We start from the raw sequence: 25995 nt of genomic DNA, 5'->3' as shown, positions 1-25995 counted from the left end.
AGAATTTTTTTTGATATATAATAAACATCATAAAGACGACGGAAACAGTGTTAATGAAATTGGATAAGTTTGACCGTGAAATTTTGCGCGTGCTTCAGCAAGACGCCACGGTATCAATGGCAGATTTAAGTCAACGTGTTGGTTTGTCGCATACACCATGTTGGCGTCGCGTAAAGAGAATGGAAGCCGATGGAATTATCCTAGGTAAAGTTACTCTGCTAAACAGTAAGAAGCTTAATTTAGGTGTATCAGTTTTTATCTATGTCACGCTCAAAAACCATGACGGTGACTCGCTGACCGACTTTGAAAATGCGGTTCAAAACATTGATGAAATAGTAGAGTGCCACACCACAAGCGGTGAAAAAGACTATTTGCTGAAAGTGATAGTGGAAAGTATTGAAGAATACGAATTTTTACTTAAAACGAAATTGACCCACCTTCCTCTTGTGGACCACTTAAGTTCAACCTTCGCATTGAAGCAAGTGAAAAACACCACAGAGCTACCAATAAAACGTCAGTAGTAAAAAGTTATGGGGTCAGAGTCACGACTCTGACCCCATACCATTCAAAGCGCGTCGGTTTGATTCTCAGGTCTCGCCTGCTCAAATGCATTCAACTCATTACAGTTGTTCGCAATTTTACTGATTAGCGGGTAGCGGCTCATATCCACATTAAAGCGCTGTGCGTTGTACACTTGCGGTACTAAACAAATATCAGCAAGGGTAACGTCAAAGTCGAAACAATACTTGCCTGCTTGGGTTTGTAGGCGTTGTTCAATTCCATCAAACCCCAATGTAATCCAATGCGCAGCCCACTTAGCCACATCATCTTGAGAGGCCTCAAAATTACCTTTAAGCGCATTTAGTACTCGAAGGTTACCTATGGGCTGGATATCGCAGGCGATATCTTGCGCTAACGCTCTTACTCTAGCACGCTCTGTTAAGTGCTCTGGCACTAGCCTGTGCTCACTTTCGTATCTCTCATCGAGATATTCAATAATAGCTAGCGATTGATTAAGAATGATATCTTCGTCTTCATCAACAAAAGTGGGGACAAGGTGTGCGGGGTTCAGCCGCGAATACTCACCGCTATGCTGCTCCCCGCCGTTATTGACAAGATGCACTGGCACATACTCGTACTCAACACCTTTTAAATTAAGTGCAATTCGTGTTCGATACGTGGCGGTTGAACGCCAATAACCGTAAAGCTTGATGCTCATGGTAATACTCCATCAGTCAAACATATAGCTAAAGAAAGCGCTGGTTGTCGTTACGCATTAGCGCTTTCTCTACTATCAATAATAGTGTCGGAAACAACGACCAGCACGATTAATAAAGGCCAGCTCTGTGAACAAAAAGATCGTTGCCGCTCCCACCACTAAATCGCTACTAAATCTCTAGCTCAGTGGTTTCACCTGCTGCTCGATAGCACCGAATACTGAGTTACCCTCTGTATCTAGCATCTCAATTCGAATACGGTCACCAAACTGCATGAAAGGCGTAGAAGGTTTGCCATCCCGTATCGTTTCAATCATACGTACTTCGGCAATGCATGAGTAACCTACCCCACCTTCAGAAATAGCCGAACCATAATCGGTACCTTGCTTATTTGACACCGTACCAGAGCCAATAATTGCTCCTGCGCCTAAATTTCTGCTCTTTGCAGCGTGTGCAACTAGCTGACCAAAATCGAAGGTCATATCTTGTCCCGCTTCGGGCTTGCCGAACAATTCTCCGTTATAGGTTGAACGTAGCGGCAGATGAATTTTATTATCTTTCCAAGCATCACCTAACTCGTCTGGAGTTACCGCAACTGGCGAGAAGCTAGAAGCAGGTTTAGATTGAAAGAAACCAAATCCCTTTGCTAATTCACCAGGAATTAAGCCCCGGAGGGATACATCGTTAACCAGCATAATAAGGCGAATGCGCTCTGAGGCTTGTTCTGGTGAACATGCCATCGGCACATCATCGGTAACAACGGCAACTTCGCCTTCAAAATCAATCCCCCAGTCGTCACTTGGCAGAATAATGTCATCAAAAGGCCCAATAAAATCGTCTGAACCACCTTGATACATGAGAGGATCGGTCCAAAAACTTTCGGGCATTTCTGCATTTCGTGCCTTTCTTACCAATTCAACGTGGTTTACGTAAGCACTACCGTCAGCCCATTGATACGCACGTGGTAAAGGAGACTCGCAGTGAGAAGCGTCGAACGGAACGCTTTCACAGGTGTCGTCATTAAGTGCTTGGTATTTCATTTGAAGCTGAGGCGCTATCTCTTTCCAATTATCCAGTGCGTGCTGCATTGTTTTTGCAATGTCCTTTGCACTGCAAGCGCGAGAAAGATCTTTTGACACTACCATCAGGCAGCCATCGCGGGTTTCATTTTTATAGGTCGCTAGTTTCATTGTTCGTTCCTCGACATATCTCTTTTGCTTGGCCCATTTGCCTAAGCTCTCGATTTGTATAATTTGAAATGAGAGTAGTCTTAAAGCGCCAGCAGATTGTAAGCATTATGTGAATACTGTTATGCCACTAGTTGGTACAACTTGAGAAGTGTTTGAGCTACGAAGTTTTGTTTGGCTGTAAGAAAGGGTGTACGCACAAAGTTGTTAATCGGTAACGAAAGGCGCGGATAGTCTGCTCTGCAAGCAATGTAAATTAATCGTAACGGATGCATAGGGTTACTAGAAAGGTTCAAACCGTATTGCCCTTTGCAATTATGCGTGAACCAAAGGGCAATACTTTTTAGTTTGTTATAGTTTAACAGTCGCTTTGTTGATGCCATACTCTCGCAACTTATTGGCGATGGCAGTATGGCTCAATCCTAGCTTTTTCGCTAATTGACGAGTACTTGGATAGGAAGGGTATAAGCGCTTCAGCAGGTCCTTCTCAAACTTCTTCACTTCCTCATCTAGTGTTCCCTCGAAGTTCTCATCTATATAGGTAACACTAGGAGCACAGCTTGGCAGTTGAATATCTTCTTTAGTAATTTCCTTCCCATCTAGCAATGATAATGCGCGGTAAAGGGCATTTTGAAGCTGTCTTACATTGCCAGGCCATGGATACTGCTGTAGAAAATCTACACAAGACTTGCTTAGTTTTGCGGGACGGCGGCCCAGTTTAGTACTGTGCTGTACAATAAAGGATTCGGCTAGAGGTACTATGTCCTGCCTTCTGTCTTTCAAAGACGGCATTACTAAGCTCAACACGTTTAGGCGATAATACAGCTCTTTTCTAAATCGTCCCTCTTCCACCAGCTGACCTAAGTCTCGGCACGTAGTACAAATAAATCGCACGTCGACTTTAACCGGTTCCGAGTCTCCCACGCGTCTAAATTCACCGTCCTCTAAAACCCGAAGCAATTTGGCCTGAAGTTGTGAAGACATATCGGCTATTTCATCAAGTAAAAGCGTACCGCCTTTTGCCTGTTCTAATAGCCCAACCTTAGCGCTTGGCTGGTTAAACGCACCAGCAGCGTAACCAAACAGTTCAGTTTCCGCCACGCTGTCGGGTAGCGATGCACAATTTAGTGCTAAAAATGCACCTTCGCTACGGCGGCTGGACTGATGACACGCCCTGGCAATCATCTCTTTACCCGTGCCTGTCTCGCCAAAAATTAAAATAGGCGCATCTAGGTCGGCTATTCGCTTGGCTTCGTGAACCACTCGCTTCATAAAAGGTGATTGAGTGACAAACCGATCGAAACTATCGGTAGGCGACTGGTGGAAAGCAGTAAACTGTTGGCCAAGGCGCATTTCCGATTTTAATATCACCACGGCACCTGCCATGATCATATTTTGCTCGCCATCGGGTACGGTGATTGGCAGCATATCGGCAAGATAATCCTGCTGAATAAACTTCACTTTTGACGATTGTGGGCCCGGTGACTTCCCATCCATCCATTTAGTAAAGTTGAAACCTTTAACAACTTCACTGACCTCAGTACCAACAATTTCATTGCTTGGCATTTCAAGCCCTGCACTTACCGCTTCGTTACACAGTAAAATATTTCCCTTAGCATCTATTGAGAAAACAGGATCAGGCAAAGTTCGCAAAATGGCAGAGAGTTGATTCTTCTCTCGCTCCCCCGGCATGAATAAGGTTGTTTTTACATCATCGATGCCGTCGATGCGACGTATCTGAGGCATAAGGTGCTGAAAATCAGCAAACTCAATATTGGGAAAATTAAGGAAAATTTTACCTGCGGGATCAATTTCAATACCACGCAAATCTATTTCTTTGGTAACGAGGATATCTAATACATCTTGAGTGATCCCAAGACGGTCCTGACAGCTTATTTCTAGACGCATAGGGTGTTATGGCTTTATTGTAAACATATATGTACAGGATATCACACTTTTACAAAAAGATAACAAGATAAATGTTACAGAACTTTAAATTTGCGATAAGCGATTACTTTAAAGACGTAAACAGCACGAAGTAAAAGGACTAGGCCGCAGAAATAAAAAATGCCGCATCAATCCGCGGCATCCTATATAAAACACATTTAATTAACAATAGCGCTAGCTCGCTTTTTTCTCTTTCGGTGGGAAAAGTGGGGAAAACAACCCTAAGGATTTAGCTTTTTCCACTAGCGCCATAATGTCCATTTCGGCCAATTCGAACAAATGGTCGAATTCCGGCAGAATATAGTAAAGAGGCTGCATGATATCGATACGATAAGGCGTACGCAGAGCATCAATAGCAGTTAGTGGATTGCGCAATGGCGTGTCGCTATCTAACGCGTAAATAGTTTCGCCAGGTGAGGACAAGATACCGCCGCCATATATTTTTAACTTATCTTTGGCTCGCACTAGTCCGAATTCTACCGTGAACCAATAAAGACGTGCTAAGTAAACTCGGTCTTCCTTACTTGCCGCTAAACCCAACTTTCCATATGTGTGGGTAAAGTGGGCAAAAGCTGGATTTGTTAAAAGCGGGCAGTGTCCAAATACCTCATGAAAAATATCGGGCTCTTGAAGATAATCAAACTCTTCTCGAGTACGAATAAAAGTAGCGACAGGAAATTGCTTGTTTGCCAGCAACCTAAAAAATTCACCAAAATTTATTAGCGCAGGCACTTCAGCAGTTTGCCACCCCGTTTTCTTCATCAGAACTTTGTTGATGTCTGGCAACTGAGGAATTTCTTTTTCGTTCAATTTCAACAAATCAAGCCCGTCCAAATATTCTTGGCACGCTCTTTCTTTTACCAGTGGAATTTGTCTCGCATAAAGCTCCGACCAAATTTGGTTTTCTTCATCTGACCAATGAATAATGCCATTTTCATCAGATTCTCTCGACTGGTATTGCGTTGATTTTGGCATAACTTCTGTAACCAATAGGTGTGAAATAACTTACCTTTTAGTCTAATGAAATTCACGGCGCCGAAAAGTGGATGACCTCATGACAACTTCATATTTGCTGTAACAGGAATTTTACATAGGCAACTAAAGCGCTTGATTTAGATAATAAAAAGCCGCCCATTGCGAGCGGCTTTCTTTTAGATTCTTGTGAGCTGTAAGGCCAGCTATAGACGGCTAATTTCTTTATTTAGCTGATATTCACGAGACGTCACATAGGTTTCCATTTTACGTAGACGAACTTCTGCTTTTTCAAAGCGATTGCGAATATCGTGAAACGCCTGTTTAGGTGGCTCTCCAGCCTGCCAAACTTTGGTTTTCACCTCAACTTTAGGGCTTTTTACCTGTCCAGCGTTTGGATTCGTCCAGCCTTTACCTTTTGAAAAAACCGGTCTTGTAGGCTTATCATCAAGGCCAGCAGGCTTCTTATCTAAAATGAACCAAGCGGCTATGTAGGCGACAAAGATAAACGGACCTGCAAGTAAAAAGAAACCGGTAACGACTAAGATTCTCACTAACCAGGTTTCCAACCCAAAGTATTCGGCTATACCTGAACACACACCTGCAATGCGTGCATTTTCGGGGTTGCGATAGAGCTGCTTACCATTTCTCATGCTCTATTCCTCCACTCTGGCGCCTCACTATCTAGAATGGCCTCTAATGTTTCAATACGCTCACTCATTTTTTCTGCCTTTTCAGCAAGATCTTGTAAAGAGGCGTGCTCCTCAACACTCAATCCTTGATTGACCTGCTTTTTGCTTCGATAGTGTAAAATTAGCCAAATGGGAGCAACAAATATTGAGAACACCACAAGGGGCATAACCAACACTGCAATTGTACCTTCGTCCATCTCAATGTCTCCTACAAACTCTGATGTAACTACCCTCTTCACGGTTTTCCATCAAGAGGGTATACCTTATTTTTATTATTCTGATTTTTCAGTGCTTTTATTTGCACCTTTTACCTTGGCTTTAAGCGCAGCTAGTTCGTCTTCCACTTTGTCACTGGCTTCTAGCTCTGCAAACTCATCTTGCAGCGTCTTTTTACCCAAATCATAAGCTTCTACCTGTGATTCAAGGTCATCGATTTTACGCTCGTATTGCTCAAAGCGCCCCATTGCATTATCTACTTTCGTACTATCCAGCGTCTTTTTGACTTCTAGACGAGAGCTTGCGGTTTTCTGACGCATAATAATGGCTTTCTGACGGCTCTTAGCATCGGCAAGCTTTTCTTGAAGCTGACCAATTTCATCCTGAAGCTTGCTGATTTGTTCTTCAACAACGGCCAATTCTTTACTTAGCGCTTCTGCAGCTTCTGCAGACTTTTTCTTTTCTTGCAGCGCAGCGCGCGCCAAGTCTTCTCTATCTTTGCTTAACGCAAGTTCTGCTTTTGCTTCCCAATCATTTGCATCGCTTTCATACTTTGCAATTTGATTAGCAATTTCCTTTTTATTGGCTAGCGTCTTTGCAGATGCAGAGCGCACCTCAACCAACGTGTCTTCCATTTCCTGAATGATTAATCTAACCATTTTCTCAGGATCTTCGGCTTTGTCTAAAATCGCATTAATATTCGAATTCACAATATCTGTAAAACGCGAGAAGATACCCATAATAATTACCTCTTGCTAAAAATGGTAAGTGTTAGAAAACACCACACTTGATAAATAGGTTACTCTTGGTATAGGTAGCATTCAATATACTTGCCAACTTTGTTCATATGCTAACCTATTATTTTATATAGATTTTCCATGCGCTCAAATAATACTCGTTTATCAATATCTTTTGTTCTACACTATTAATTGGTCGAAATGACTAATTTTTGAGGGATTTAATGAGTAGGTATCGACAGCAAGACAATTTACTTGGCCAAGCAAATAGTTTTCTAGAAGTTTTAGAGCAAATTTCACAGATTGCACCGCTAGACAAACCCGTTCTCGTCATTGGCGAACGAGGCACTGGTAAAGAGCTGATTGCTGCGCGCCTGCACTTCTTATCAAAGCGCTGGGATCAAAACTATATTAAGTTAAATTGTGCAGCGCTAAGTGAAAGCTTGTTAGAAAGTGAGCTTTTCGGTTATGAAGCCGGATCCTTTACTGGCGCTTCGAAACGTCGCGAAGGTCGCTTTGAAGTGGCGCACAACGGAACCCTATTCCTTGACGAACTCGCTAACACATCGGGTCTTATTCAGGAAAAGCTACTGCGGGTAGTGGAGTATGGTGAATTTGAGCGCGTAGGTGGCAGTAAGTCAGTAAAAACCGATGTACGCCTTATCGCAGCTACCAATGAAGACTTGCCAGCTCTTGCCGATGCCGGTGAATTTCGCGCAGACCTTCTCGACCGTCTTGCTTTTGACGTTATCACCATCCCGCCCCTTCGCGAGCGTCGAGAAGATATCATGATGTTAGCTGAAAACTTCGCTATTAATATGGCCCGTGAAATGGAAATGGAATTGTTTAGCGGCTTCACTGAAAAAGCAAAACGCACTCTGCTTGATTATGATTGGCCTGGTAATATCCGTGAGCTTAAAAATGTGGTCGAACGTGCAGTATACAGAACGAATAACCCCCACCTCCCCGTCCATGAAATAGTGTTAGACCCCTTCGAGTCAGCCTACCGTCCGAAAGGTAGAGTTAAAACAAATGACAGAGTGAGCGCTACAGATTCGCCTAACCATGTTAAGCAATCAGACACGCCAATGGTAAATGAACGTATTGAAAGTGCTGACGTTACACCACTTCCCCCTGCTAAAAAGCAGGAAATTGTCGAATATCCCATAGATTTGAAAGAACGCTCTCAACAACATGAGATAGATATGATAAAACAGGCACTTGCTGACAGTCAGTTTAATCAAAAGAAAACCGCTGAAAAATTGAGCCTGACTTATCATCAGCTGCGAGGCTATCTCAAAAAATATAACTTACTAGATTCTTCCGCTGAAAACGTCGAGGCGTAGAGCATGTCCCATGGTTTGGTGGAGCGTTTGTCATTATGTTTATGTACAGCGCTTCTTGTTGCATCCTGTGCTAAACAGAATAAACAAGCGTTTTATAATACGGGTATTATTTATTGTTCTGAAAGCAACCCAGTAACTTTTAATCCGCAGCTTGATACATCGAGCACAACCTCTGATGCATCATCTCACCAACTGTACGATAGACTACTTGATTTCGACCCCGATTCTGGTCGCATTGTGCCGAGTCTTGCTAGTAGCTGGCTAGTTAGTGATGACGGGCTCACCTACGCATTTCAACTTCGCAAAGATGTTTGGTTTCACACAACGGACTATTTCAAGCCAACACGAAACTTCAACGCAGACGATGTTATTTTTAGCATCAACCGATGGCGTTTGCGTTCGCATCCCTACCATTATGTGTCGGGTGGGCGTTATCCGTATTTTGAAAGTATTGGTCTTGCTCAAAATATTGCGTCAGTTGAACGGGTAAACGGCTATCGCGTTGAAATTACGCTTAAGCGTCGTGACAGCTCATTTTTGTCTAATTTAGCCACAGACTTCGCCGTTATTCTGTCAGAAGAGTATGCCGAACAACTTGCTGAAGCTGGAACACCTAGCAAAATTGATGAACTTCCCGTTGGCACAGGACCGTTTAAATTCAACAGCTATCGCAAAGACCACTTTATTAAATATTTACGCCATGACAACTATTGGCGCACACAGTCATTTGGAGAAGGTGACAACAGCGATAGCAACATAACATCAGAGCTACAAAGTTTAAGCCAACAAAAAAAGCTAGAAACGCCCTTAGTTGAGCAGCTCATTTTTGACATCACTCCAAGAAGTTCATTACGACTAGCTAAGCTGATGACTGGGGAATGTGATGCAACTGCATTCCCGGCACAAACGGAACTGGAAGTGATTCGAACAGAAGACGATCTGACATTAGCGGAAAAACCAGGGCTAAATGTAGGCTTTTGGGCCTTTAATACTCAGCGCCCGCCGTTTGACAACCCCGATGTAAGGCGAGCGCTCGCCGCAGCTATTGATAAAAACACTTTGCTAGAGGCGGTTTATTTCGACAGTGCAACACGGGCTAAAACCCTGCTACCTGCGGCGAGCTGGGCATTTCAAAATGATGCCGATGACACGGCTTACAACCCTGTTTTAGCGCGAAAATTACTGGCTGATGCCGGGATAGCCTCCGGATTTTCAATGACAATCTGGGCAATGCCGGTCGAACGCGCTTACAACCCCAACGCGACAAAAATGGCAGAGCTAATTCAGCGATATCTTCGCGATGTAGGTGTAGAAGCAACTATTGTAAGTTACGACTGGGCTACATTTAGGCGCCATCTACAAGAAGGCTTGCATGACTCTGTACTCATAGGGTGGTCTGCCGATAATGGTGACCCAGATAACTTCTATCGCCCGCTATTGAGCTGCGGGGCAATCCCATCAGGAACAAACCGAGCGATGTGGTGTAATAGTGATTATGACAAGCTACTCAACGAAGCGCTTCAAACAGATGATATTGAAGAGAGATCAGCTATTTACAAGCAAGTAAATAGGCTACTATACGAACGTCTTCCTGTAGTACCCATTGCGCATGCCTATCGCTACCAGGCATACAGGAATGAGTTAAAAGGCATGGCTATTAACCCCTTTGGCGGCGTGCGTTTTGGCGGGGTAGAGAAAAAACTGTGATCCAAATTCTCCTGAGATACTGCACTTTATTTGTATTAACGCTACTCGTGTTAACGATTATTTCGTTCTCGCTCGCCTACCTTTTTCCGGGTGATACGTTAGAAAACTTAACCGGGCTTGTGCCACAAAATGAGATGCAGCGCGCAGCGCTTGAGCAACAATTTAAGTTAGACCAGTCTTATATATTTCAGTTTTTATACTATGTAGGTAATTTGCTGACCGGTGATTGGGGCTATAGCTTCACGTCTGGTCTCCCCTTAAGAGAAGAAGTGGCGATTGCAATGCCTGCCACAATGGAACTGGCTACGTATGCAATGCTGATGGCCTTATTTGTCGGCATTCCCTTAGGCTACTTTGCCGGCATTCGCTGTTACTCAACATCTGACCACTTAATAAATAGTGCAAGCATTACTACTTATTCTTTCCCCGTTTTCTGGTTCGCACTGCTGCTTATTCTTATCTTCAGTTTGGAATTGGACGTGGCTCCACTATCTGGTCGAATAAGTCTAATTTACGACATAGAGCCTGTCACAGGCTTTATTCTGATAGACGTTTTATTGTCAGATAACGAAAACAAAGCCTTGGCATTTAAAGATGCACTGTCGCACTTAGCGTTACCCACATTTGCTATTGGCGCCATAACCACTGCTTCAATGATTCGCATAACCCGGCGCTCAGTTATAGATGTAAAACATCGTCCGTATATTGCTGCAGCCCAGTCACGCGGCCTTTCTAGTTGGCAAATATTTTTTCGCCATATACTCCGTAATGCACTACTCCCCATTTTGCCACTGATGGCAATTCAGATTACGACGCTTATAACCAATGCAATGATTGTTGAAATCTTGTTTTCATGGCCTGGAATCGGCAACTGGCTGATTCAAGCCATCTATCAACGAGATTACCCCGCTTTGCGTATTGGCATGATGGCGGTATCAACGGTAGTGATTACCCTGACAATTTTAGTCGATGTATTAAACCGTATGATTGACCCAAGTAGAGAGAAATACGAGCGTGCCACAGTTTAGTTTGTACGAAGAAGAGTTTCATCCATCCCCTTGGCAACGGACCTGGGCTTCGTTCAAGGCCAGTCACATTTCTATGCTAGGTCTAATAATGCTTGCGCTATTCGTGGTGTGCGCCTTATTCGCCCCTCTCATCACACCTTATGACGCTGTAGAACAGAACATTGACGGGTTGTTAATTCCGCCTAGTTGGCTAGCGAATGGTTCTATTTCCCATTTATTCGGCACAGACGCGCTTGGAAGAGACTTATTTACCCGTATCATTTATGGTTGTAGGACAACACTGGGGTCGGCATTCATTACAGTGGTACTGGCTATGTTAGTTGGCGTGAGTTTAGGTACGCTGGCCGGGATGTTGCGCGGGGTTCGCTCAAGCGTCGCTAATCATTTACTTGATGCACTAATGGCTATCCCTACTCTTCTGATTGCTATTATCATAGTTGCAATATTGGGTACGGGCTTAGTTAATAGTATGTGGGCCATTACCCTAGCGCTTATTCCCCAGTTTGTGCATCACACGCGAAGTTTCGTGCGCGCAGAAATGAAAAAAGACTACATTGTTGCGTCAACGCTTGATGGGGCAAGTAAGTGGCAGCTTTTCGTTCATTCTATCTTACCGAATATGACAGAAATGCTTGTGGTTCAAGGAACGCTGGCCCTTTCAATCGCGGTTATAGATATTTCGGCTCTTGGCTTCTTAAACTTGGGCGCACAATCACCGTTACCCGAATTAGGTGTAATTCTCGCCGACGGACTAGACGTTACTTATTTAGCACCTTGGAACGTAGCGGTTCCCGGTATGGCAATATTTTTTGTTGTATTGTCCATCAATATCGTGGGTGACGGCTTGCGTTCTTCACTAAGAAAAAGAGTGAGTCACTAATATGCCGATGCTTGATATCAAAAACCTCACCTTAGAAATGCAGAACGGTGACAGCACTATAAAAGCGTTGGATAAAGTAAATTTGTCAGTGAGTTCAGGCGAGATCCGTGCACTTGTGGGCGAATCGGGTTCTGGTAAGAGTCTTATTGTATCGGCAATCTGTGGAGCGCTGCCAAATCAGTGGAATTTAACCGCCGACCGTATGAGCTGGAATGGAGAAAACCTACTAGGTATGTCGGTTCAACAACGTCGCGAAGTGATGCGTCGTGAAATCGCAGTGGTTTTTCAAAACCCGCAAGCGGCGCTTGACCCGTCGGCCACGCTTGGTGAACAGCTTGAAGAAAGTATTCCTGATGAATTTGTTGAAGGAAGCTGGTTTTGGCAACGTGCGCAGCACAGAAAAAAAATAGCCATAAGCACTGTACACAAAGTGGGGATAAAGCACCACAAGCATTACCTAAGTGCATTCCCTCACCAAATTCCCGCTGATATTGGGCAAAAGTTCATGATAGCAATGGCGCTGGTGTCTCAACCCAAATTACTTATCGCAGATGATCCCACCCGAGGCATGGAGCCCACAACCAAGACGCAGATCCTAAAACTCTTTACACGTCTTAATCAAACTCGCTCCCTATCGATTTTGTTTGTCAGCCATGATTTGCTTGCCATTGCGAGTATGTCACATTCAATGACAGTGCTTTACGCCGGGCAGACTGTGGAATCGGGAAAGATGAAGCACATTAAGAAGCGCCCTCTTCACCCGTACACTAAAGCGCTATTAGACAGTGCGCCAAGCTTCAGAAAAGACTTACCGCCTAAGTCTGCATTACCAACGTTAAGCGGCTCTATACCAACGCTGCAACATTTGCCTATTGGCTGCCGATTAGGGCCACGCTGTCCACGGGCTCAGCGCGCATGTGTACAAACGCCAGCCGTACGAAAAATTCACGATCATAGCTACAGCTGTCATTATCCTCTTCATATGGAGAAGCTGTGATGGATATTTTGCAGGTAAAAGATCTTACGTTTATACATAACGAAAAGAAGCGCTGGTTAAAGCGACCTGAGGTGTTTCAACTCGGCCCGGTGAATATGAACGTTAAACGCGGTGAAACTATTGCCATCATAGGGGAAAACCGTTCGGGTAAATCCCTTCTTGCTAAATTATTAGTTGGCGCCCTACCTGCCGATGCGGGTGAAATTGAAATAAACACTCACAAGTATTTAGCCAAGTACCAGTCGAAAGACGGCCAACGCAAGCGGACCCACGACATTCGAATGATTCTGCAACACAGTGCGGAATCGATGAACCCATCGGTTCCGGTAGGCAAAATCCTAGACGAACCTTTGCGTTTGAATACGGGTCTTAGCGAAGCCGAGCGCAAGCCTATTATCGAAGATATGTTGGTAAAAGTAGGGTTACTACGCGAGCATTATTATTTTTACCGGCACATGCTTTCTGACGGCCAACAGCAGCGCGTGGCATTAGCTAGGGCTATAGTACTAAAACCCAAAGTGCTTGTTGCAGATGAACCCTTTGCTGCATTAGACCCTACTATTCGCTCGCAGACTGTGAACCTAATACTGCAACTACAGCAAGAGCTGGGCTTAGCATTTATCTTTATAAGCCACAATTTAGGGATTGTCCGGCATATTGCCGATAGAATTGTGGTGATGGAAGGCGGCGAAATTGTAGAGGAAGGTAAAACTGAAACTATTTTCAGGTGGCCGCAGCACACCCGCACGAAGAAACTGGTTACGGCTTACCAGTCGTTAGTGCCGCAAAATACAATCCGTTAAAGCGCTGAGGGCAGTAAACTGCCCTCTCAATATCAAATTTGCATTACGCTAGTTAGCCAACCAGTGCTAGCAGAATACCTGCAGCGACCGCACTTCCTAACACACCGGCTACATTAGGCCCCATTGCATGCATCAACAGGAAGTTATGAGGGTTTGCTTCTAAGCCAACCTTATTAACGACTCGCGCCGCCATAGGTACGGCAGAAACGCCCGCAGCACCAATGAGCGGGTTTATACTACCACCCGATAACTTACTCATTAACTTAGCCATTAACACGCCAGCAGCGGTTCCTATGCCAAAGGCAATGGCGCCCAAGCCCAAAATACCCAAGGTTTCCACCGTAAGGAATGCCTCAGCCGATAGCTTAGAGCCCACGGCCAAGCCGAGGAAAATGGTCACGGTATTGATAAGTTCGTTTTGGGCTGTTTTGCTTAACCTGTCTACTACGCCACATTCTTTCATTAAATTACCAAAGCAGAACATACCCACGAGCGGCGTGGCAGCTGGTAAAAACAAAATGGTCATAAACAACACGGCGAGTGGAAAGATAATTTTTTCACGCTTTGATACAGGCCGAAGTTGGCCCATTTTAATTTCGCGTTCCTCTTTTGTGGTCAGCGCTTTCATAATGGGCGGCTGGATAATAGGCACAAGCGCCATGTAAGAATAAGCAGCAACCGCAATAGCACCAAGTAAGTCAGGAGCTAAACGTGAAGCAAGGAAGATAGCCGTGGGCCCATCTGCGCCCCCTATAATGGCAATCGCACTTGCATCTTTTAGCGTAAATTCGAAACCAGGAATAAGGTTTAACGCAATAGCGCCAAATAGGGTCGCAAAAATACCGAACTGTGCGGCTGCGCCAAGCAGCAACATTCTAGGGTTTGCAATAAGCGCGCTGAAGTCTGTCATTGCGCCTACTCCCATAAAAATGAGCAATGGGAAGACGCCTGTATCAATGCCAATTTTATAGATGTAGTGCAGTAAGCCACCCGCTTCTGAAAAACCAGCAATTGGAATGTTCGTAAGCAGTGCTCCAAAACCAATGGGTAATAAGAGCAGTGGCTCAAACTTCTTAACAATGGCTAAATAGAGTAAACCGAAGCCTACCGCCATCATGATGAGCTGGCCTGCTTCAAAATGCGCAAGTGCGGTACTATCCCAAAGTACCATTAACTTATCCATGTACTACCCCAATAAGATTAACGGTTGACCGCTAGTTACAGCATCGCCTTCACCCACGGAAATGTCAGTGACCGTACCGGTATACGCCGAACGGATCTCTGTTTCCATTTTCATGGCTTCGAGGATCATCACTACATCGCCTTCAGATACACTATCGCCAGTTCGTACTAATACTTTGAATACGTTACCCGCTAGTGGCGCATCAATTGACTGCGACGACGCAGCGGCAGGTGAAGCTGTGCTAACAGTTTGTGGCTGGGGTTGAGACGTATTGGCTGGCGTAACGCTTGTTAGCGTACCTGAGGGTGCCACTTCTACGCGATACACTTTACCATCGACGTTTACATCATATGATTCAGCCGAGCTTGCACTTTGCGCGTTCGACGCTGTGCTAACTGGTTCTGGCGCAAGGGTATCACTAGCCTCTTGAGCGCCCGGTGCAGGTTCAAACGCATCAGGATTACCGCGATTTTCGATAAACTTAAGGCCGATCTGGGGAAATAGAGCATAAGTCAGCACATCATCAATTTTATCATCTGACAGCGAAAGTTGTTTTTTCTCGGCCAGTTCATCTAGCTCTTTGCTCAGCGCATCAAGCTCAGGCGCAATGTTATCAGCAGGTCTGCATGTTACGGGCTCTGCACCATCTAGCACACGCTCTTGTAGTTTCTTGTTTACTGGAGCCGCAGTAGCACCATACTCGCCTTTGAGTACACCAGCCGTTTCTTTGGTAATGCTCTTATAGCGCTCGCCTGTTAGCACATTAAGCACCGACTGCGTGCCGACAATTTGCGAGGTGGGCGTTACAAGAGGGATAAACCCAAGATCTTCACGTACCCGAGGGATTTCTTTTAACACCTCTTCAAACTTATCTTCAGCACCCTGCTCTTTTAGCTGACTTTCCATGTTGGTTAGCATGCCACCTGGCACTTGGGCCAGCAGAATACGTGCATCTACACCTTTAAGGCTTCCTTCAAATTTGCTGTATTTCTTTCTGACTTCTCTAAAATAACTGGCAATGTCTTCCAGTTCAGGCAGCGATATTCCCGTATCGCGTTCTGTGCCTTCAACGATTGAAACCATAGTTTCAGTTGCGCTGTGACCGTAGGTCATGCTCATTGATGAGATAGCTGTATCGAGCATATCAATACCGGCATCAATAGCTTTTTGGTAAGTTGCCGTGCTCAACCCTGTAGTGGCGTGGCACTGCATAGCGATAGGTACATCGACGGTTTCTTTTAATCCTGTAATTAATGCTTCGCATTCATAAGGCTTTAAAAGCCCGGCCATGTCTTTTACACAGATAGAATGCACGCCGAGGTCTTCAAGTTGTTTAGCCATATCTAGCCACAGCTCTAGATTATGCACAGGACTTACTGTGTAAGAAATCGTGCCTTGCGCGTGAGCGCCGCTGTCTATGGTAGCTTTAATAGCAGTTTTCAAATTTCTGATGTCATTCATGGCATCAAAAATCCTAAACACGTCTACACCGCTTTCGTGGGCGCGCTCTACAAAGCGAGTAACGACATCGTCAGCATAGTGGCGATAACCCAATAAGTTTTGACCACGCAATAACATTTGCTGTTTGGTATTGGGCATGGCTGCCTTTAACTTACGAATGCGCTCCCATGGGTCTTCTCCCAAGTAACGGATACAGGCGTCAAAGGTCGCACCGCCCCAAGATTCAACAGACCAAAAGCCTGCCTTATCTAACTTTTCAGCAATGGGAAGCATGTCCTCAATACGCATACGCGTAGCAAGAAGCGATTGATGGGCATCACGCAGGACCAGCTCGGTAAGGGCCAGAGGCTTAGACATGGTAACTCCTGATTAGGCTTTATTTTTAGAATTTTGGCGATGGGTATGAATTGCGGCAGAAATAGCAGCGATGACATTACCGTCTATCCCCGGTTGTACCGCTTGATTATCTCGAGCAAAGTTGGCTGAAGGACGTGTCGCTACAGTATCAGGCGTTTCACCTGGAAATGCTTCACAAAAACGTGCAATTAAATGAATGCCAACAATAAGCAGCCCCAAGAACGAAAAGACAAATACCATTCCTATGAGCATAAGAGAGCCTGCTTCAATGAGCAAACTAGCGACGGATTCCGAATTCATATTCAATCCTGTTGTTATTTTGTACCTGAATAAGTATCACGAGGTTTTTAAAAACACAACACAACAGCATAAAAAACCACTTAAATTTGAATAAAACCCACCAATGTGCAACTTAATGCATAATTACTTAATAAATTTGCAACAAAAACATAGTATCAATAGCATACTGAGAGATGTTGCTTTAAGCATCGCAGTTAGTTTTTAGATAAACACGGTTTAATGAAAACCAGTATTCTCTGTAAAGTCGCTGTCTAACCGTTTTGCAAAGTCTTTAGCATGCATAGCTACTAATTCTAATTGCATATGCTGCTCGTCTTCTGGAATGTATGAAGGCACGATCACCTGGTTGCCGTCGCAATCTACCGCCATAAATGTAATGAAACAACGGTTAGCTACAGTGGTTGTGTTGGCCGTTGCGTCCCCCGATTTAACCACCACATAAATGTGCATACTCGAGCTACCTGTATGAACGAGAGACGCAGATATCTCAACAAGTTGACCGACTTTTATAGGTTTTATGAAACGTATGCCGTTAGCGGATACCGTAACGCAATAGCATTTCGACCACTGAGCAGCACACGCATAGGCCGCTTGATCAATCCACTTCATGACGATACCGCCGTGGACATTACCGCCGAAGTTAACATCGGTAGGCTCTGCAAGAAATCGAAAAGTAGTGGATGGATGTGCCATAGCGTACCTCGCGCTTAACTGCTGTCAGACACATTAAGTTTAGCTCAAATTTCATACAACGCGCTTATACGAAAGTAGCGTAAAAAGAAATAAGGAGATGAAGGAGTCAGAAACGAAAAAGCCCACCTAAAGAGGTGGGCTATTCAATATGGCGCGTGTGGAAGGATTCGAACCTCCGACCGCCTGGTTCGTAGCCAGGTACTCTATCCAGCTGAGCTACACACGCGTTAACTTGTATTCTTTTGAATTTTACTTCAAAAGGTGACGCTTTAAAATAAGTGGCGCGTGTGGAAGGATTCGAACCTCCGACCGCCTGGTTCGTAGCCAGGTACTCTATCCAGCTGAGCTACACACGCGCAAAACTTGTTGTTGGCCGTCACTGCCAACGAATAATGGCGGAGAGGGAGGGATTCGAACCCTCGATACGCGTATATGCGTATGGTTCCTTAGCAGGGAACTGGTTTCAGCCACTCACCCACCTCTCCTTGACTGCGGGGTGCATTTTACGGATTCATTGGCCTGAGTCAAACCTTTTTTATAAAGAAATTGTTCACCCGCTGCCATTTTAAACGATTCGAGCAAAAAACCAGTAATTTGTTCGCAATACAAGCAATTAAACCGAATTTTATTTAACGATCCTCGTTAATTTGCATTTGAATATGCGCAGCTTCATTGCAGTTTTAACTGACCCACCTTAATAATTTAGTCAATTTTTCAAAAATAATATCAAAAAGTTTTGAATTTATTCGTTCATAACCAAGTACGCTGATTCGAATTACTTACTTCAGTTCTTTTAAAACGCTCCAAAATCTCAAATAGAGCAGTAAATGTCTCGATTTTAAAATCGTCCACCCAGAAGGCACTGTGCTAGAAAAAGCTGTGCACGACCCGGAGACTTAACTTGGTCGTTAGCGGGAGACATCACAACGTCATTTCTGGCGAAATAGAACTGAAACAATAGACTTGCGTTAAAGCCCGATAAGATTTACTCACTTAAAACAAAAAAGGTCAGCTGAAGCTGACCTTTCCAATGAAGCGTACAATGCAATTATTCTGCAGAATCTGGCTGACCGCCTTTTTCTGCCTGAATGCGCATATATATTTCTTCACGGTGCACAGAAACTTCTTTTGGTGCGTTAACACCTATACGTACCTGATTCCCTTTTACGCCTAGTACGGTAACGGTTACATCGTCACCTACCATAAGCGTTTCACCAACTCGACGAGTCAAAATAAGCATTCGCTTGCTCCTGTTCCTTAATACTGAACATCATCCATTAATATTTGCCAACCCAACGGCACGACCCGATGGTAGCGACAGCGATTCCCTGTTTCTGTGTCACTTCAAAAACTCACTGTTATACACAAAAATAATTATAGCTTATCTTGTAACCAAGCGTTAACCGAATCTAGCGCCTGGCCCAAGTTTTCAGGCTGGTCACCGCCTGCCTGTGCCATATCTGGACGACCGCCCCCTTTGCCACCTACTTGTGATGCGACAAAGTTAACTAGCTCGCCCGCTTTAACTTTACTAGTGAGGTTTTTAGTAACGCCAGCAATAAGATTCACTTTCGCGTCATTAGCCACACCTAATACTACGATCCCTTCACCAATTCGGTTTTTAATGTCATCCATCATTGAACGCAATGACTTCGCTTCAACACCTTCCAAATTCGCAATAAGAACTTTAACGCCATTTATCTCTACTGCATTACTAAGCATATCAGCACCTTGCTGACTCGCCAGTTTTTGTTTCGCAGAATTAAGCGCTTTTTCTAGTTCTTTAGTCTGATTTTGTAGAGAAACTACGCGATCAAGTACATTTTGGCTGTCTGTTTTCAATAACGCAGACAATGAAGACAGTGTCGCTTGTTGGGTTTGCACGACTTCAAGTGCATGCTCGCCAGTAACTGCTTCGATACGTCGAACGCCCGATGCAATACCCGCTTCACTGGTAATTTTAAACAAGCCAATATCACCAGTACGTGTAACGTGAGTACCACCACATAGCTCAACAGAGAATGGCCCCATGGTTACCACGCGAACTTTTTCGTCGTACTTTTCACCAAATAGCGCCATTGCTCCTGATGCTTTGGCTTCATCCAAATCCATTAGTTCAGTTGCTAACGTGTGGTTTGCACGTATTTCTTGGTTAACTCGTCTTTCAATCTCAGCAAGTTGCTCAGCCGTTACTGCCTCAAAATGCGAGAAGTCAAAACGCATGCGCGGCGCTTCAACCAATGAGCCTTTTTGCGTTACGTGCTCACCAAGAATTTCACGCAGCGCGGCGTGAAGTAAATGGGTAGCACTGTGGTTCTTTTTGATGGCTTCACGATTTGCAGAATCAATTGCCGCCGTTGCCGTATCACCTTTAGACACCGAGCCTTTAGCAATACCTTTATGAGCAAATGCATTACCCATTTTTTGGGTGTCAGTAACAATGAACTCACCGTTAGCAACGCGAAGCACACCTTTATCACCAGCCTGACCACCGCTTTCAGCGTAGAACGGTGTGCTATCTAATACCACAACGCCTTCCTGACCGTCTTCTAGCTTTTCTACGAATGCATTGTCGGCAATAAGTTCAACCACATTCGCTTGGCCTTCTACATCGGTGTACCCAGTAAATGAGGTTGTGTGGTCAATGGCGAGTTTACTGTTGTAGTCTGCACCAAAGTTGCTAGCCTGCTGTGCACGAGCACGCTGAGCTTGCATAGCAGCTTCAAAACCTTCTTCGTCAATTTTAAGGTCGTGCTCACGTGCTACATCATTAGTTAAATCAGTAGGGAAGCCATAAGTGTCGTAAAGCTTAAACACTACGTCACCTGGAACTGTATCGCCTTCCAAAGTTTCTAGCGTATCGTTGAGAATAGCCATACCCCGAGCTAGGGTTTTGCTAAATTGCTCTTCTTCAACGCGCAGTACTTTCTCAATAACAGGCAGCTGGTCGACAAGTTCTGGATACGCCTCGCCCATTTCTTTGGCCAGTGATGCAACCAGCTTATAGAAGAAAATATCGTTTGCACCTAGCTGATAGCCGTGGCGAACCGCACGACGAATAATGCGGCGCAATACATAGCCACGCCCTTCATTGGTAGGCATTACGCCATCACAAATCAAGAAACTGCACGAACGGATATGATCGGCAATAACACGCAAAGACTTATTTTCTAGGTCGTCAGTACCAACAATTGATGCAGCTGACTTAATCAAATTTTGGAACAGGTCAATCTCGTAGTTACTGTGCACGTTTTGTAAAATAGCTGAAATACGCTCTAGGCCCATTCCCGTATCGATAGACGGTTTTGGCAGCGGCTCCATGGTACCGTCAGCTTGTTTGTTAAACTGCATGAATACTAGGTTCCAAATTTCGATAAAACGGTCGCCGTCTTCTTCTGGTGTTCCCGGAGGACCACCCCAAATGTGCGCACCGTGATCATAAAAGATCTCAGAACAAGGACCACAGGGGCCGGTATCACCCATTGACCAGAAGTTATCTGATGTGCTGATACGGATGATTTTTTCTTTAGGCACACCGATGTGGTTTTCCCAAATATCGAACGCTTCGTCGTCGTCAGAGTAAACGGTAACGAGTAACTTTTCTTTTGGTAAACCTACTTCTTTAGTTAGAAAGTTCCATGCAAACTCAATCGCTTCTTTTTTGAAGTAATCGCCGAAGCTAAAGTTACCCATCATTTCGAAAAAAGTGTGGTGACGGGCGGTATAACCTACGTTTTCAAGGTCGTTGTGTTTACCACCGGCGCGCACGCAGCGCTGCGAAGAGACTGCTCGGGTATAACTACGCTTTTCTGCACCTAAGAAGCAGTCTTTAAACTGGTTCATGCCCGCATTAGTAAAAAGAAGCGTGGGATCATCTGCCGGCACCAGTGACGAGCTTGCCACTGCCTGATGGCCATGGCTTTTAAAATAATCGATAAACTTGTTACGTAAGTCAGCAGTTGATAATGTCATTGAAAACCTAACTTCCTTTATTCTATTTTTGAAACGTGCGAATTGCCTGTTTGATAAGGCTTATAATCGGGACATTTCGTCATTACTCAATGTGCCATACCTTATTACCATTCTTTGAATAATAAAAATGCGCACAAATTTGCGCAACAATACCACGGAAAGCGCAATTTTGTTAAGTGGCAAGGGCACGAGATACCGCCAAATTTTACCTTAATTTAGTAAAAAATAGCGGATATTCGTTTGGGTGATTAGTATGAAAGTGCGGAGCTTGGCAAAACTGGCCGAAAAGAAACGTTTAGTTTAATTAGCACTAACCGCATAATCGATGTGTTCCTGATAAAAACCACGGTATTGCAAAAATTGTTTTTGCTTTTGCCTTAAGGCGAATTCTGTTTCATAAAACTCGCCAAACTTTTTTTCTTTTACTTTTTTCGCGCTTTCAAACCAGTCAGCATCAATATCTGTCATTGCATGCTCAGCAGTACTCTCATCTACACCATATTGTTGTAGGTCTAGTTTTATTGCACGAGGCCCCTTTCCTTTTAAATACAGTGCGCGCGCTCGGCTTTCAGCAAACCTAGCGTCACTTTGAATATCAGCGTCTTTAAATTCCTCCAGAATAGGCATAAAAGCCTCGCTCGCTATTCCTTTCTGCTGTAGCTTGCGCACTACCTCGTTAAAGCTATGCTCTCGTCGTGCCAGCATGCGAGTAATCGCGTCGGTAATGATTTTTCGATCGAACTGTGACATTTTTGTAAACTTACTCTTCTGTATTAAACGTAGAAACCGCGTTATTTTAGCGCTAAATACTCGTATATTGCGACTATCTAAGCGTTTTACGCACAAAACCTCTACATGATATTAACTGCATGACAGCACCTGACTATCGCATAACAATAATAGATTCTATCGAACAGCTTTCGAAAGAGCGTTGGCAACAACTTGCAAAAAATGCGGGCCCTTTTCTTTCCTATGAGTTTTTACATGCATTGGAAAACAGCGGTTCGTGTAAAAATGAATCGGGTTGGCAACCTTGCCATATTGCTATAAGCCATGATCAGGAAGAAAAAGTCAGCATCATTATTCCTGGTTTTCTAAAAACGCATAGCTATGGCGAGTATGTATTTGATCATGCATGGGCCAACGCATATGCACAGCACGGGCTCGACTATTATCCTAAATGGATATCAGCAATCCCTTTCACCCCTGTTACAGGCCCAAGGATACTTTGCGATGATAGCGTTACTCTAACGCACACTCTTATGGAGAAACTGGAGCATACTTTGACAGAGTATGTAGCATCAGCGTTTGGGGAAGAGCTTTCTTCTTTTCACTACCTATTTCCCAATGAGAGAACGTCGGCACAACTTTCGGTTAACGACGAAACGCAAACTTCGGCTTTAACCCATGCTGCAACCCGTTACTTAACTCGTTACGCCGTTCAGTTTCAGTGGCATAACTACGGGTATGGTGACTTCGACAATTTTCTTAACGCACTGACATCCCGCAAAAGGAAAGACATAAAGAAAAGTCGCCGTAAACTCAGTGACCGAGGCATTCGATTTACCCACCATACGGGAAGTGAAATTAGCCCAGAAATTCTGCAGTTTTTCACAAAGTGTTACAAAGCAACCTATTTAAAACGCAGCGGTCACGTGGGATATTTAAATGATGCGTTCTTTGAGCAACTTGTCGACACCATGAGTGACAACATGCTTATCGTGACTGCAATGGAAAATGAAGTTGCGGTAGCCAGCGCCCTATTTTTCTATGATGACACAGGGCTGTATGGGAGATATTGGGGAGCACTTAAAGAAATAGACGGGTTACATTTTGCCTGCTGCTATTTTGAAGGCATCGAATTTGCTATTTCGAAAAAGCTAGAGTTATTCAACCCCGGAACCCAGGGTGAGCATAAAATACTTCGAGGTTTCGAGCCTATTTATTGCCGTTCACACCACAAATTAAGACATGCATCGTTCCACAGTGCTGTAGCAGACTTTTTACAGCGCGAAACGCCGCATATCGCAAGCTATTTTAATCAGGCACGGAATGCTTTACCGTTTAATAAGGAATTTGTGCCTACTTTAAAAACAACGAGTGTCACTGCACCTAACGACGACACTTATAATCACAACGAGAAAAATGATGAAACATAAACTTTTAGCCGTAGCAATTGCGGCATCTTTAGGCCTTGCAGGTTGTGGTCAGCCTGAGCAAGTAAAAGAACAAACACAGGAAAGCACTGTTGAGGCGAAAGGTGAAGCAGAGCTAGGTTCTTTCGGCGTTGACTTAAGCGCACGCAACGAAACAGTAAAACCTGGTGATGACTTCTTTATGTACGCAAGTGGTACATGGTACGACAACTATGAACTCCCCGCTGACAAAACCCGCTATGGCGCGTTTACTGGCCTCGCTGAGCGCAGCGAAGAGCAAGTTAAAAACATCATTGATGGACTAATGGAAAAGTCTTCGCTAAATGCAGAAGAGCAGCTTGTTCACGACTTCTTTGTTGCCTATATGGACACCGATACCATTAATGAAAAAGGTATTGAGCCAATTCAGGACGTACTAACTTCGATAGAAAGCATCGAAAATAGAACTGACCTAACCAAAGCTTTTGGTAATAGCTGGCTGGTGGGTTCAAGTACTCCTATTTATGGTGGCATGTGGTACAACCGCCTTGATCCGAACGAATACCAGCTAAGCGTTGGTGTAGGTGGTTTAGGCCTTCCTGATCGTGACTATTACTTAAGCGATAGCGAACGCTTTGTTAAGATCCGCGAAGCTTATGTAGCACATATTGAGGAAATGCTTAATTTTGCAGGCGAAGAAAACGCAGCAGAAAAAGCAGCGAACATTCTTGCTCTTGAAACACAAATTGCAGACATTCAGTGGCCTCGCGAAAAACGCCGTGACCGCGACCTAACGCTTAATCAAATTGAGCGTAGTAAATTGTCTGACGCATACCCAGGTTTTGATTGGGACACGTATTTTGCTCAAACCGGCTACAAAGTGCCTGAGCTGAATATTTCACAGCCAGAGCCTGTCAAAGACGTTATCAGAATTATTAACAACGCTGACTTAGCCGATTGGAAGTCGTACTTGAAATACCACACTATTTCAAATAACGCTGGCTTCCTTTCAGAAGATATCTACTTAGCGAATTTTGACTTCTTCGGTCGCACGCTAAGCGGTCAGCAAGAGCCACGTCCTCGCTGGAAGCGCGCAGTTAGCCAAATGTCTGGCACTGAATCATTGGGCTTTGCTATTGGCAAGATCTACGTAAACGAATACTTCCCAGAAAGCTCAAAAGAGCAAATGGCGGAATTGGTTGAGAACTTGCGTACCGCGCTGGGTGAGCGTATTGAAAACCTAGACTGGATGAGCGAAGAAACCAAGGTTAACGCCAAAGAAAAGCTAATGGCGTTTAACCCTAAAATTGGCTACCCAGACGAGTGGCAGTCTTTCGACGGCGTAACCATTAGCGACAAAGACTTAGTGGGCAACGTGCGCAACCTGCGTACTTTCTTCCAAGACCAGTCGGTAGAGCGCGAGCTAGAAAAAACTGACCGCAACCGCTGGGGTATGACACCGCAGCGCGTTAACGCCTACTACAATAGTTCGTTCAATGAAATTGTATTCCCAGCGGCTATTTTACAACCGCCATTCTTCGACCCTAATGCCGATGCTGCTGTAAACTACGGTGCTATTGGTGCGGTAATTGGTCATGAGATGGGCCACGGTTTTGACGACCAAGGTTCAAAATCTGATGCAAACGGTATTCAGCGCAACTGGTGGACAGATGCCGACCGTGCAGCATTTGAAGAAAAAGCAGACATGCTAGCCGAGCAATACAGCCAGTACGAGCCTATCGAAGGTAACTTCGTAAACGGTCGCAACAGCTTGGGTGAGAACATTGGCGATGTAGGCGGTCTAGCTATGGCCTACCACGCCTACAAGCTTAGCCTTAACGGCAAAGAAGCGCCGGTAATTGACGGCCTAACAGGCGACCAGCGTTTCTTCCTAGCTTGGGCACAAGTGTGGAAAGAAAAGCGCACCGAAGAAAGCATGCTTAACCAACTACGTGCAGGTACACACGCACCAGGCCGTTATCGTGCTCAAGCGCCAAGAAACCACGATGCATGGTATGAGGCATTTGATGTGAAGCCAGGCGATGCACTTTATCTTGCGCCAGAAGAGCGTGTAAGAATTTGGTAACCTGTTGATTGAGCAGTTTGGTGAGCCATATATTGGCTCACTGCGCCGGATAGCATCATGCGTTGGGCACCAACTGCTT

23 protein-coding genes and 3 tRNA genes are annotated in these 25995 nt (G+C 44.6%); 9 read left to right on the top strand and 17 right to left on the bottom strand.

Features of this window, described 5'->3' with window-relative positions; all coding sequences use genetic code 11:
• Positions 1-53: 53 nt before the first annotated feature.
• Positions 54-521 (top strand): Lrp/AsnC family transcriptional regulator, encoded by a 468-nt coding sequence (locus ACXAFM_RS14565; RefSeq protein WP_014948689.1) that lies wholly within the window; start codon positions 54-56, stop codon positions 519-521.
• A gap of 44 nt (positions 522-565) precedes the next feature.
• Here ACXAFM_RS14565 and maiA read toward each other — a convergent pair whose 3' ends face one another.
• From maiA to pspA, 7 genes are all read right to left on the bottom strand, one after another.
• Positions 566-1219: a maleylacetoacetate isomerase gene (gene maiA / locus ACXAFM_RS14560; protein WP_474835032.1), complete on the bottom strand. Its 654-nt coding sequence runs from the start codon at positions 1217-1219 to the stop codon at positions 566-568.
• A gap of 177 nt (positions 1220-1396) precedes the next feature.
• Positions 1397-2407 carry a fumarylacetoacetate hydrolase family protein gene (locus ACXAFM_RS14555; protein WP_474835030.1) on the bottom strand — a complete coding sequence of 337 codons (1011 nt, stop codon included), beginning with the start codon at positions 2405-2407 and terminating at the stop codon, positions 1397-1399.
• Positions 2408-2755: 348 nt separating this feature from the next.
• Complete coding sequence (gene tyrR, locus ACXAFM_RS14550) at positions 2756-4312, bottom strand: transcriptional regulator TyrR (RefSeq protein ID WP_474835028.1); 1557 nt, start codon at positions 4310-4312, stop codon at positions 2756-2758.
• Positions 4313-4525: 213 nt separating this feature from the next.
• Positions 4526-5326: a phenylalanine 4-monooxygenase gene (gene phhA, locus ACXAFM_RS14545; RefSeq protein ID WP_474835026.1), complete on the bottom strand. Its 801-nt coding sequence runs from the start codon at positions 5324-5326 to the stop codon at positions 4526-4528.
• A 203-nt stretch (positions 5327-5529) separates the two neighbouring features.
• A complete protein-coding gene (gene pspC, locus ACXAFM_RS14540) occupies positions 5530-5976 on the bottom strand; it encodes an envelope stress response membrane protein PspC (protein ID WP_474835024.1) in 447 nt (148 codons plus the stop codon).
• Positions 5973-6212, bottom strand: a complete 240-nt coding sequence (gene pspB, locus ACXAFM_RS14535) for an envelope stress response membrane protein PspB (RefSeq protein WP_025254416.1) — start codon at positions 6210-6212, stop codon at positions 5973-5975. The genes pspC and pspB overlap by 4 nt, the downstream gene beginning before the upstream one ends.
• A gap of 75 nt (positions 6213-6287) precedes the next feature.
• The gene (pspA, locus tag ACXAFM_RS14530) at positions 6288-6971 is read right to left on the bottom strand and encodes a phage shock protein PspA (RefSeq protein WP_474808134.1); all 684 of its coding nucleotides are present in this window, start codon (positions 6969-6971) and stop codon (positions 6288-6290) included.
• Between the two features lie 221 nt (positions 6972-7192).
• Here pspA and pspF point away from each other — a divergent pair, with 221 nt between their 5' ends.
• The 6 genes from pspF to ACXAFM_RS14500 are packed head-to-tail and all read left to right on the top strand — an operon-like array spanning position 7193 to position 13729.
• Positions 7193-8314 carry a phage shock protein operon transcriptional activator gene (pspF, locus tag ACXAFM_RS14525; protein WP_474835022.1) on the top strand — a complete coding sequence of 374 codons (1122 nt, stop codon included), beginning with the start codon at positions 7193-7195 and terminating at the stop codon, positions 8312-8314.
• Between the two features lie 3 nt (positions 8315-8317).
• Positions 8318-10021: an ABC transporter substrate-binding protein gene (locus ACXAFM_RS14520; RefSeq protein WP_474835020.1), complete on the top strand. Its 1704-nt coding sequence runs from the start codon at positions 8318-8320 to the stop codon at positions 10019-10021.
• The gene (locus ACXAFM_RS14515; protein WP_474831420.1) at positions 10018-11049 is read left to right on the top strand and encodes an ABC transporter permease subunit; all 1032 of its coding nucleotides are present in this window, start codon (positions 10018-10020) and stop codon (positions 11047-11049) included. Before ACXAFM_RS14520 ends, ACXAFM_RS14515 begins: the two co-directional genes overlap by 4 nt.
• Positions 11036-11929 carry an ABC transporter permease subunit gene (locus ACXAFM_RS14510; RefSeq protein WP_474831422.1) on the top strand — a complete coding sequence of 298 codons (894 nt, stop codon included), beginning with the start codon at positions 11036-11038 and terminating at the stop codon, positions 11927-11929. Before ACXAFM_RS14515 ends, ACXAFM_RS14510 begins: the two co-directional genes overlap by 14 nt.
• A gap of 1 nt (position 11930) precedes the next feature.
• Positions 11931-12926: a peptide ABC transporter ATP-binding protein gene (locus ACXAFM_RS14505; protein ID WP_179982689.1), complete on the top strand. Its 996-nt coding sequence runs from the start codon at positions 11931-11933 to the stop codon at positions 12924-12926.
• Entirely contained in the window at positions 12926-13729 is an 804-nt protein-coding gene (locus ACXAFM_RS14500) for an ATP-binding cassette domain-containing protein (RefSeq protein WP_474831426.1), read from the top strand. The genes ACXAFM_RS14505 and ACXAFM_RS14500 overlap by 1 nt, the downstream gene beginning before the upstream one ends.
• A gap of 52 nt (positions 13730-13781) precedes the next feature.
• Here ACXAFM_RS14500 and ACXAFM_RS14495 read toward each other — a convergent pair whose 3' ends face one another.
• From ACXAFM_RS14495 to ACXAFM_RS14450, 10 genes are all read right to left on the bottom strand, one after another.
• Positions 13782-14912 carry a sodium ion-translocating decarboxylase subunit beta gene (locus ACXAFM_RS14495; protein WP_214993825.1) on the bottom strand — a complete coding sequence of 377 codons (1131 nt, stop codon included), beginning with the start codon at positions 14910-14912 and terminating at the stop codon, positions 13782-13784.
• Positions 14913-14915: 3 nt separating this feature from the next.
• Positions 14916-16730 (bottom strand): sodium-extruding oxaloacetate decarboxylase subunit alpha, encoded by a 1815-nt coding sequence (gene oadA, locus ACXAFM_RS14490; protein WP_474831431.1) that lies wholly within the window; start codon positions 16728-16730, stop codon positions 14916-14918.
• A 12-nt stretch (positions 16731-16742) separates the two neighbouring features.
• Complete coding sequence (locus ACXAFM_RS14485) at positions 16743-17030, bottom strand: OadG family protein (RefSeq protein WP_474831434.1); 288 nt, start codon at positions 17028-17030, stop codon at positions 16743-16745.
• A gap of 216 nt (positions 17031-17246) precedes the next feature.
• The gene (locus ACXAFM_RS14480; protein WP_474831436.1) at positions 17247-17723 is read right to left on the bottom strand and encodes an acyl-CoA thioesterase; all 477 of its coding nucleotides are present in this window, start codon (positions 17721-17723) and stop codon (positions 17247-17249) included.
• Positions 17724-17872: 149 nt separating this feature from the next.
• Positions 17873-17949 (bottom strand) — tRNA-Arg (locus ACXAFM_RS14475).
• Positions 17950-18002: 53 nt separating this feature from the next.
• A tRNA-Arg gene (locus ACXAFM_RS14470) sits at positions 18003-18079 on the bottom strand.
• Positions 18080-18116: 37 nt separating this feature from the next.
• A tRNA-Ser gene (locus tag ACXAFM_RS14465) sits at positions 18117-18208 on the bottom strand.
• A gap of 563 nt (positions 18209-18771) precedes the next feature.
• Positions 18772-18963: a carbon storage regulator CsrA gene (gene csrA, locus ACXAFM_RS14460; protein WP_032094439.1), complete on the bottom strand. Its 192-nt coding sequence runs from the start codon at positions 18961-18963 to the stop codon at positions 18772-18774.
• 134 nt (positions 18964-19097) lie between these two features.
• Positions 19098-21695, bottom strand: a complete 2598-nt coding sequence (gene alaS, locus ACXAFM_RS14455; RefSeq protein ID WP_474831440.1) for an alanine--tRNA ligase — start codon at positions 21693-21695, stop codon at positions 19098-19100.
• Between the two features lie 300 nt (positions 21696-21995).
• On the bottom strand, positions 21996-22445 hold the full coding sequence (locus ACXAFM_RS14450) for a regulatory protein RecX (protein WP_474831442.1): 450 nt from the start codon (positions 22443-22445) through the stop codon (positions 21996-21998).
• 119 nt (positions 22446-22564) lie between these two features.
• Here ACXAFM_RS14450 and ACXAFM_RS14445 point away from each other — a divergent pair, with 119 nt between their 5' ends.
• Together ACXAFM_RS14445 and ACXAFM_RS14440 are read left to right on the top strand one after the other, a co-directional pair.
• Positions 22565-23854 (top strand): GNAT family N-acetyltransferase, encoded by a 1290-nt coding sequence (locus tag ACXAFM_RS14445; RefSeq protein WP_474831445.1) that lies wholly within the window; start codon positions 22565-22567, stop codon positions 23852-23854.
• Complete coding sequence (locus tag ACXAFM_RS14440; RefSeq protein ID WP_474831682.1) at positions 23844-25916, top strand: M13 family metallopeptidase; 2073 nt, start codon at positions 23844-23846, stop codon at positions 25914-25916. The genes ACXAFM_RS14445 and ACXAFM_RS14440 overlap by 11 nt, the downstream gene beginning before the upstream one ends.
• Positions 25917-25995 lie beyond the last annotated feature (79 nt).

The organism is Alteromonas sp. ABD4_190 (assembly GCF_056160105.1).
Note: the sequence above shows the minus strand (reverse complement) of the source record. Positions and strands in the feature narration are given on the sequence as shown.

Coding starts and splice junctions, on each gene's coding strand:
- ACXAFM_RS14555 (WP_474835030.1), bottom strand. CDS start 2,407: ATGAAACTAGCGACCTATAAAAATGAAACCCGCGATGGCTGCCTGATG.
- tyrR (WP_474835028.1), bottom strand. CDS start 4,312: ATGCGTCTAGAAATAAGCTGTCAGGACCGTCTTGGGATCACTCAAGAT.
- ACXAFM_RS14495 (WP_214993825.1), bottom strand. CDS start 14,912: ATGGATAAGTTAATGGTACTTTGGGATAGTACCGCACTTGCGCATTTT.
- ACXAFM_RS14485 (WP_474831434.1), bottom strand. CDS start 17,030: ATGAATTCGGAATCCGTCGCTAGTTTGCTCATTGAAGCAGGCTCTCTT.
- ACXAFM_RS14450 (WP_474831442.1), bottom strand. CDS start 22,445: ATGTCACAGTTCGATCGAAAAATCATTACCGACGCGATTACTCGCATG.
- pspB (WP_025254416.1), bottom strand. CDS start 6,212: ATGGACGAAGGTACAATTGCAGTGTTGGTTATGCCCCTTGTGGTGTTC.
- ACXAFM_RS14480 (WP_474831436.1), bottom strand. CDS start 17,723: ATGGCACATCCATCCACTACTTTTCGATTTCTTGCAGAGCCTACCGAT.
- ACXAFM_RS14445 (WP_474831445.1), top strand. CDS start 22,565: ATGACAGCACCTGACTATCGCATAACAATAATAGATTCTATCGAACAG.
- ACXAFM_RS14520 (WP_474835020.1), top strand. CDS start 8,318: ATGTCCCATGGTTTGGTGGAGCGTTTGTCATTATGTTTATGTACAGCG.
- ACXAFM_RS14440 (WP_474831682.1), top strand. CDS start 23,844: ATGAAACATAAACTTTTAGCCGTAGCAATTGCGGCATCTTTAGGCCTT.
- phhA (WP_474835026.1), bottom strand. CDS start 5,326: ATGCCAAAATCAACGCAATACCAGTCGAGAGAATCTGATGAAAATGGC.
- ACXAFM_RS14505 (WP_179982689.1), top strand. CDS start 11,931: ATGCCGATGCTTGATATCAAAAACCTCACCTTAGAAATGCAGAACGGT.
- ACXAFM_RS14500 (WP_474831426.1), top strand. CDS start 12,926: ATGGATATTTTGCAGGTAAAAGATCTTACGTTTATACATAACGAAAAG.
- ACXAFM_RS14565 (WP_014948689.1), top strand. CDS start 54: ATGAAATTGGATAAGTTTGACCGTGAAATTTTGCGCGTGCTTCAGCAA.
- oadA (WP_474831431.1), bottom strand. CDS start 16,730: ATGTCTAAGCCTCTGGCCCTTACCGAGCTGGTCCTGCGTGATGCCCAT.
- pspF (WP_474835022.1), top strand. CDS start 7,193: ATGAGTAGGTATCGACAGCAAGACAATTTACTTGGCCAAGCAAATAGT.
- pspC (WP_474835024.1), bottom strand. CDS start 5,976: ATGAGAAATGGTAAGCAGCTCTATCGCAACCCCGAAAATGCACGCATT.
- pspA (WP_474808134.1), bottom strand. CDS start 6,971: ATGGGTATCTTCTCGCGTTTTACAGATATTGTGAATTCGAATATTAAT.
- csrA (WP_032094439.1), bottom strand. CDS start 18,963: ATGCTTATTTTGACTCGTCGAGTTGGTGAAACGCTTATGGTAGGTGAC.
- maiA (WP_474835032.1), bottom strand. CDS start 1,219: ATGAGCATCAAGCTTTACGGTTATTGGCGTTCAACCGCCACGTATCGA.
- alaS (WP_474831440.1), bottom strand. CDS start 21,695: ATGACATTATCAACTGCTGACTTACGTAACAAGTTTATCGATTATTTT.